9 protein-coding genes are annotated in these 6,451 nt (G+C 35.5%); all 9 read right to left on the bottom strand.

Features of this window, described 5'->3' with window-relative positions; translation table 11 throughout:
• Positions 1-113: 113 nt before the first annotated feature.
• Complete coding sequence (locus DRF65_RS28000; protein WP_115973992.1) at positions 114-629, bottom strand: O-acetyl-ADP-ribose deacetylase; 516 nt, start codon at positions 627-629, stop codon at positions 114-116.
• Positions 626-1,441: a TIGR02452 family protein gene (locus DRF65_RS27995; protein WP_115973991.1), complete on the bottom strand. Its 816-nt coding sequence runs from the start codon at positions 1,439-1,441 to the stop codon at positions 626-628. Before DRF65_RS27995 ends, DRF65_RS28000 begins: the two co-directional genes overlap by 4 nt.
• A 157-nt stretch (positions 1,442-1,598) precedes the next feature.
• On the bottom strand, positions 1,599-2,027 hold the full coding sequence (locus DRF65_RS27990) for an ADP-ribosylation/crystallin J1 (protein ID WP_115973990.1): 429 nt from the start codon (positions 2,025-2,027) through the stop codon (positions 1,599-1,601).
• A 10-nt stretch (positions 2,028-2,037) separates the two neighbouring features.
• A complete protein-coding gene (locus DRF65_RS27985) occupies positions 2,038-2,628 on the bottom strand; it encodes a DUF4291 domain-containing protein (RefSeq protein ID WP_115973989.1) in 591 nt (196 codons plus the stop codon).
• A 75-nt stretch (positions 2,629-2,703) separates the two neighbouring features.
• A complete protein-coding gene (locus DRF65_RS27980) occupies positions 2,704-3,774 on the bottom strand; it encodes an adenylosuccinate synthetase (protein WP_115973988.1) in 1,071 nt (356 codons plus the stop codon).
• 42 nt (positions 3,775-3,816) lie between these two features.
• Positions 3,817-4,671: a hypothetical protein gene (locus DRF65_RS27975; RefSeq protein ID WP_115973987.1), complete on the bottom strand. Its 855-nt coding sequence runs from the start codon at positions 4,669-4,671 to the stop codon at positions 3,817-3,819.
• A 2-nt stretch (positions 4,672-4,673) separates the two neighbouring features.
• Positions 4,674-5,009: a hypothetical protein gene (locus DRF65_RS27970; protein ID WP_115973986.1), complete on the bottom strand. Its 336-nt coding sequence runs from the start codon at positions 5,007-5,009 to the stop codon at positions 4,674-4,676.
• A 72-nt stretch (positions 5,010-5,081) separates the two neighbouring features.
• Positions 5,082-5,627: a 2OG-Fe(II) oxygenase gene (locus DRF65_RS27965; RefSeq protein ID WP_115973985.1), complete on the bottom strand. Its 546-nt coding sequence runs from the start codon at positions 5,625-5,627 to the stop codon at positions 5,082-5,084.
• 31 nt (positions 5,628-5,658) lie between these two features.
• Positions 5,659-6,201, bottom strand: coding sequence for an NADAR family protein (locus DRF65_RS27960; RefSeq protein WP_115973984.1), 543 nt, complete (start codon positions 6,199-6,201; stop codon positions 5,659-5,661).
• Positions 6,202-6,451: the final 250 nt, after the last annotated feature.

Here is a 6,451-nt window from a genome sequence, read left to right as displayed (position 1 = left end):
TTGCAAACTGATCTATAGAATATTTGCTGTGGTAAAAAGAGAGGAACCTTTTGTAAATTTAACAAGATATAATTTGCATATGTCTTAGAATACACTAATATAATTATTGATGCTTAAAAGGATTCTTTTAATTTTTTTTTATAAATTTCTTCATTCTCTTCATCAAAACAGACAAAAATAACTTTCTCTATACTATCTGACTGAAATTTTCTTACTTCATTGACTGCAATTTCCCCAGCCAGCTCTTTAGGAAATTTATAAATTCCTGTACTGATATTGGGAAAAGCAATTACTTTAACCCCAAGGTCTCCTGCAAGTTTTAAAGAGTTTTTATAACAGTTTGACAAAAGTTCTGAGCTCTTTTCTTTATGATCATTCCAGACTGGTCCTACAGTATGGATAACATATTTTGAAGGAAGATTTCCCGCTGTTGTCACTACTGCTTCTCCTGTGCTGCATTTTCCTTGTCTGTTTCTGATAACTCTACATTCTTCCAGTATTTTTGGTCCTCCAGCACGATGAATAGCACCATCTACACCTCCACCGCCCAACAAAGAGGAATTGGCAGCATTGACAATAGCATCTGCATGAATCTTTGTGATATCTCCTTTTATAACTTCAATTTTCATTGTATTTCTTCAAACGGCTTCAGCATCTCTTCTTTCTTTGTAAGGACAGCAAAAACCACTCTTTTAAATTTGTTCTTATATTTTCCCTGGAGATATTTTTTGAACAACCCAGCAATTTCTTTTGGATCATTTTTGAATACTCCGCAGCCCCATGCTCCTAAAATCAAGGTTTCATTTCCCTGGTGTAGGGCCAGTGCAAGCATCTTATCCATTCTGATATCCATTGCTCCTAATATCTCATTTTCTCTTTGAGGTTCCTGCCTTTTTACCACTCCTGCATTCACAGCTGCTGAAGTAATGAAATTACACATAACTGGTTTGGATAACAATTCTCCTTTATCCTTTCTGAAAACAGGAACTTTTGGGCTGTAAATCATTGTATCTGTATAAAAACAAGAGGTCATACTACGGTGTAATGTGTAATAATCGTCTGCCATTAAAAGGGTTTCATACAATGCTGACGTTCTTGCAAGACTTTCTTCCTGCGCTTCTGCTCCATTAATAAATCCGCCACCCGGGTTTTTTGCAGATGCAAAGTTCAGACACATTACTTTATCCTGATCTTCTTCTTTAGTTAATTCCAAAATAGCTTTTAACGAACTGCAACGCAAGGTTTCAAATTGAGTTTCAAAATGAGTTTCCGGCATTGGAGCAACTGTAAGCTCAGAAAGTTGTTCAGGAGTGAAAAGAGCGGTTTCTTTTTTACTGATTTCCAGCTCGTTTTCTATATCTATCCTTTCGTTTTCTGTATTTATATAATATTTCCTGGCCAGGATATCTAATGTATCTTTTGCCATTCCTTTATTTGTCATGATTCTTTTCTTTTTAGCCACGAATGCACTAATTTTTTATCAGGATTATAGCTTATTTTAACCCTTATAATGATTGCATTATCATTTTTATTCGTGCATTCGTGGCAGTATTCATTTAATTCTTTTTGGCCACGAATGCACGTTTTTTTTTACTATCCTATGGATTCGTGGTAGTTGTTTTTAAAGTCTTTACCAGACTCTCTATTTCGTTATTTGCGGATCTTTTAAAATCGTTTCCTACAAATACTTTGATGACTTCTATGTTTCCAATTATGGCCTGATTGAAAGTGTCCAGCTCTTCCGATGGAACCCACAATTCATTATGATTTCTGGCTCCTACATTCTGTGCCGGATATTGATCAGCAACATCTTCCAAGACTTCAAAACAGGTTACAAAACCAAGATAATTTCCAAACTCATCTCGGGTATTCCATTTCTCAGCAATTTCTGAAGCATAGTCTTCATCCAGAACCGGGTAAAAGATGGGTTGCCATTCTAGTCGTGGAGGAAACTTTTTATATCCGTTCTCCATAATAAGAACCATTTCCTTTTCTCCTACCGGTCTGTACAATCTTGTTGTTTTCATCTTCTTAATCTTAATTTGATCCTACCCTACGAGTACTTTCATTGGATAAAGGATATATTTTTTCTACGGGTAATAGTTTCTTTGCTTTATCATATTCTCCCTGTTTGGTAAGATTCAATATCTTTTTTACCAGTGGTGAATAATCTTCTATTTTTACGATCCAGTCTTCATTAAACTCTTCTATCAGATACCTACTGATTCCAATCTGTATGGAACGATACTCTAATTTATTTCCTTTAATATTTCTTTCAGGATCCCATTGTACATAGATTTTGGCATTTTCAAATGCTTCTTCCCAGGTTTTGGGATCTGGATATACCCTTTTTTCAGGAGAAGTTAAAACAGCCATTTCTAATGCTTTTTCCCAGGCTTCTCTTTTAATATGAATAGCAAGAGTACATTCCTGATTGGATTTCTGTCCGTAATTACTTCGCTCCATCATCCAAAGAAAAGAAGGTTTAATCCAAGTCATTCTGCCAAATGAAAAAGGAGCACTAAACTTCTGATTTTCTACTGCAGATTGTGCAATGGCTTTATTATAAGCCTGATATACAACAATGGTATCACGGGTATAGTCTGCTCTTATTTCAAACTCTTTCATCTCATCTTAATCAAAATCATTTATACTTCACGTTTTCCCTCCTTAAATATAAAATTAAAACCCTTATTTTCATTATTAAATCAGCTTTTTAAAATCTTTTGAATAAGGAGAATAAGATCCGAAAATGGTATCAAATTTCATTTCCAATTGATCCAATTTTAACTCCTCATCAATCTGATCCAGGCAGGTTATGACCAGGTTCTTCTTTGTAGAATTGATATAAGCTCCATCCAGTTTTAAAGCATAATTCAACAATTTATAATCTAACCTTCCGAACCTCAGTTCTCTCTGATATTTATTAAAGGTACAGGTTTCCTCTTCATTGTTTTTTAGAGTAAGCTCTTTTTCATTGCTCATCCAGCCATTTCCATGGCGTGTTACATAGCTTCTGGTCACGTAATACATTTCAATATCTTCAATATCAAGTTTCTTACAGATCTCATAAGCATTCTTGGAGGTCGTATGGGCATAGGTTACATTCGGAAAAACACCATGATCCATATCTAATAAAATGCCTTGGCTGCCTTCAAAAATGAGATTTTCAAATGAGTTCAGATAGCTATAGTCATCTATTTTCCAATCTATTTGCTCAATAATTTCTAAAAAAGGGACGATCTGTTCATTAATCTGCTCTTCTTCCATAAAACCATAGTAATAAGCAATACTTTTCAGCTTTTCTACCAACATTTCCATTGGAGCAATAAGATCAATTGCAAATAATTTATAAGGGCTTTCATTTCTTTTCATGGTAGCTCCTACTCCTTTCCCGCAGGTTCCATGTTCCAGATTCTTGGAATTGGTTCTGTTTTGCCAGACATCAAAAGGTGTAGTTACCTTGGCTAAAGGATGAATATGAAGCTCTATATTTCCGTTTTTTGCTTTTAATTCTTCCCTTTCATTCAATAGAAATATGGGATGAATGGTACAATGTTCGGTAAAGTAAGATGGCAATCCGCGAAGAGCTCCACTCGCAAAGCTTGAATGAACATGCTTCCTGTCATCTATCATTACCGTATGAGCAGCCTGCTGTCCTCCTGAAAATCTGATCACCACAGACTCAGGGTTTTGTTGAGCCAGGAAATCCGTAGTAATTCCTTTTCCTTCATCTCCGAAACCTAATCCTATAACTATTTGTACCTTTTTCATGTCTGGTATTTTTAAAGTTATTGCCCTCCGGCAAGTTGTAATCTAAAGCATCTGTACGTTGTCTAATCCATCCATAGTTGGTGTTCCAGAGGTTCTATCTTTAAATGTATTGCAGATAATTTTTTTAATAACCTCCGGGATTTGTCTATGGTCTTCTATCGATATACAGTTTTGTCCTAACAGATCTTTCCAGCCTCTGTCTGCTCTTATTGCCTGATCAGAATGTAAGACATTGATATGATATACTTCGTATCGTTTTTTAGCTTCTTCCAACAGTTCATAGTGAGTATAAGTCTGCTGACCGGATCCCATAATTTCCCTGATGGCTGATGCCGGAAGTATTTTCAGGCAAGGCTCGTCACCCACTGTAAACAATAGTCCTTTTTGATTTCTTTTTTCAAAAGCATCTGTTCTGGTATGGAAAGCGGCAAAATACCAGGATAAAAGATAACTTTCACCAGCATTTCCGCCTCCTCCGGATTCAATATAAGTACGGGTAAGCCACATATCCAGTTCTTGATCTCCTGACTCAAACTGACCTACCTGAAGAGGATAGCTATCGCATTCATGATCTCCTATTCCCAGGAAAAGCAATGCCGGATCCGGAACTCCGCCCTGAATAATACCGCCCATCAGTTTTGGTAATCCTTCTTTGATGAGTTCATGAGGAATATGTCCCATACTTCCGGTGACATCCAATCCCAGAATAATAGGAACTGAATTAGGATGCACCTCAGAATCCCTGGATTCCCTGAAGGAAATTCCGTTAGGAATCATTGATGGATGAGCCTGTCTTTTGGCATTCTGTGTGAAGATTTCACCTGCGGATTTTGTTCCGTAACCTGCTTTGCTTGCTCTGTCATAACGAGCGTCTATATCGTATCTTGTACTTCCCATGATTAAAATGTTTTTCCGAATAAATATTCAAATCTCTTTTGACTTACTTCTAGCTGAATATTTAGATTTCTGATTGTTAATGATATTTCCATGTCTTTCTGAACGAATGCTTCTGGATTAAAATCCGCAAAAGTCAGACTGTTTCTGTCCAAAGGGCTGATATCAATTAGTCCTTCCTGTTCACGCTCGAGTCTTTTTATTTTTAACTCGATGTCTTCTACCTTACGCCTGTAAATCAATTCTGAATCTTCTCCGATCGTTCGCGCACGGTCTTCTCTGATCTGATCATTGTTTCTCTGTAATGACTCGATAAATCTTGGTTTTAATTCATCTTCCATATCTGATCTTTTTTTGTGTTATTATTACGCTAATTAAAAAGAGCATAGCTATGCACTATCCTGCATTCATTTTTAACAGGAATACATTATATCAGTTCTTAAAACATATTTTAATCCGCTAATCAGTGTTTTTCCTTCATGTCTTAAAGGATGATAAAAAACTAAGGCTGTACCCTTCTTGGGAGCTACTGTGAAAAGGTTTTCAAATTCTGTTTCTCCTCCTTCAAAGTCATCATTCAGATAGATTAAAAATGTATAGAAACTCTTCTCTTTTTCATTTCTGATATAGCTTCCGTCCCGATGCATCTTGAATTGCTGGCCCGGAGAATACTTATAAACCCTGAACATTTCATTAAAATTCAAAAGCCTGCAATTTTCATGTTCCTGTGGAAGAAATGTTATTGCCTTTTTGAAAAGATCTTCTGCCAGATTGTTATCAAAAATCATCAGCCTGTCATTATTTCTGATTCCTTTGCTCATCATCTGACGTCCACCAACATTAATCTTTGCTTCTTCAAAATTTTTCTCCTGTGATAAGGCAATGTATTCGTTACATTCTGCTTCTGAAAGAAAGTCCTCAATCAGAAATATCTGCGGATGTAGGTCTGTTTTTTCCATGATTACTATTCTGTGACTGGTTATTGTGTTTTTACCCTCTTAATTCGTCTCTTACTTCCATCAAAGCAAATCCTAAAAGGTTTTCTCCGTTCCATAATAAAGGATTTTCTGCTCTTGAATCTGTTTCCAGCATCCCGATTCCCCAAATGGTATCGTAAGGACTGGCTTCTACCAGTATTTTATCTCCTGTTGACAAAAGAAAGTCTTTATACTTTTTGTTTTGAGAAAATTTTAAAAGATTTCCCTGTCTTACAATCTCATATTTGTGCTCATCCCAAAGCTTCGGATCAAAGTTTTTTACTTTTCTGCCCAGGCTTTTAACCTGATTAGGAGTAGATGCCTGCAATATTTTTTCTAAGTTTTCATGGTCATTGAATAATTTTGCTTTACCAGCCATCATATAATGCTCTGCTGTTTTATAAACAACCCCATTTTCTTCAAAATTCCCTGTAAACCACTGGCTAAAACATGATTTGGTGATTTCATTTTTAACCGTGTGTCCCCAGAAAAATAAAAACTTTATCCTTTGCTTCTTCTGAAATTTCTCTTTAATATTTTGTAAGGTGTAATTCATATTGTGTTATTTCTACGCAAATGTAGCACAATATCATTTGACTTACCAAATTTATTTGTGTTATTTTTACGCTAATAAATCTAACTATTTGATTTTCAGATTAAAAATATAATACACTGTAATAGTAAATAAATATATATTTGATTTTTTAGCCACGAATGCCTTTAGATTTGCAAAAGGATTTAGAAGTAAATTAGATAATAATTAAATACTGAAGAACCAGAGAAAATAAAGTGAACTAAACGAATGC

It is taken from the genome of Chryseobacterium pennae, from assembly GCF_003385515.1.
Lineage (GTDB): Bacteria > Bacteroidota > Bacteroidia > Flavobacteriales > Weeksellaceae > Chryseobacterium > Chryseobacterium pennae.
This window is presented reverse-complemented; position numbering and strand designations above follow the sequence as displayed.

Coding starts and splice junctions, on each gene's coding strand:
- DRF65_RS27980 (WP_115973988.1), bottom strand. CDS start 3,774: ATGAAAAAGGTACAAATAGTTATAGGATTAGGTTTCGGAGATGAAGGA.
- DRF65_RS27960 (WP_115973984.1), bottom strand. CDS start 6,201: ATGAATTACACCTTACAAAATATTAAAGAGAAATTTCAGAAGAAGCAA.
- DRF65_RS27970 (WP_115973986.1), bottom strand. CDS start 5,009: ATGGAAGATGAATTAAAACCAAGATTTATCGAGTCATTACAGAGAAAC.
- DRF65_RS27995 (WP_115973991.1), bottom strand. CDS start 1,441: ATGACAAATAAAGGAATGGCAAAAGATACATTAGATATCCTGGCCAGG.
- DRF65_RS28000 (WP_115973992.1), bottom strand. CDS start 629: ATGAAAATTGAAGTTATAAAAGGAGATATCACAAAGATTCATGCAGAT.
- DRF65_RS27990 (WP_115973990.1), bottom strand. CDS start 2,027: ATGAAAACAACAAGATTGTACAGACCGGTAGGAGAAAAGGAAATGGTT.
- DRF65_RS27985 (WP_115973989.1), bottom strand. CDS start 2,628: ATGAAAGAGTTTGAAATAAGAGCAGACTATACCCGTGATACCATTGTT.
- DRF65_RS27965 (WP_115973985.1), bottom strand. CDS start 5,627: ATGGAAAAAACAGACCTACATCCGCAGATATTTCTGATTGAGGACTTT.
- DRF65_RS27975 (WP_115973987.1), bottom strand. CDS start 4,671: ATGGGAAGTACAAGATACGATATAGACGCTCGTTATGACAGAGCAAGC.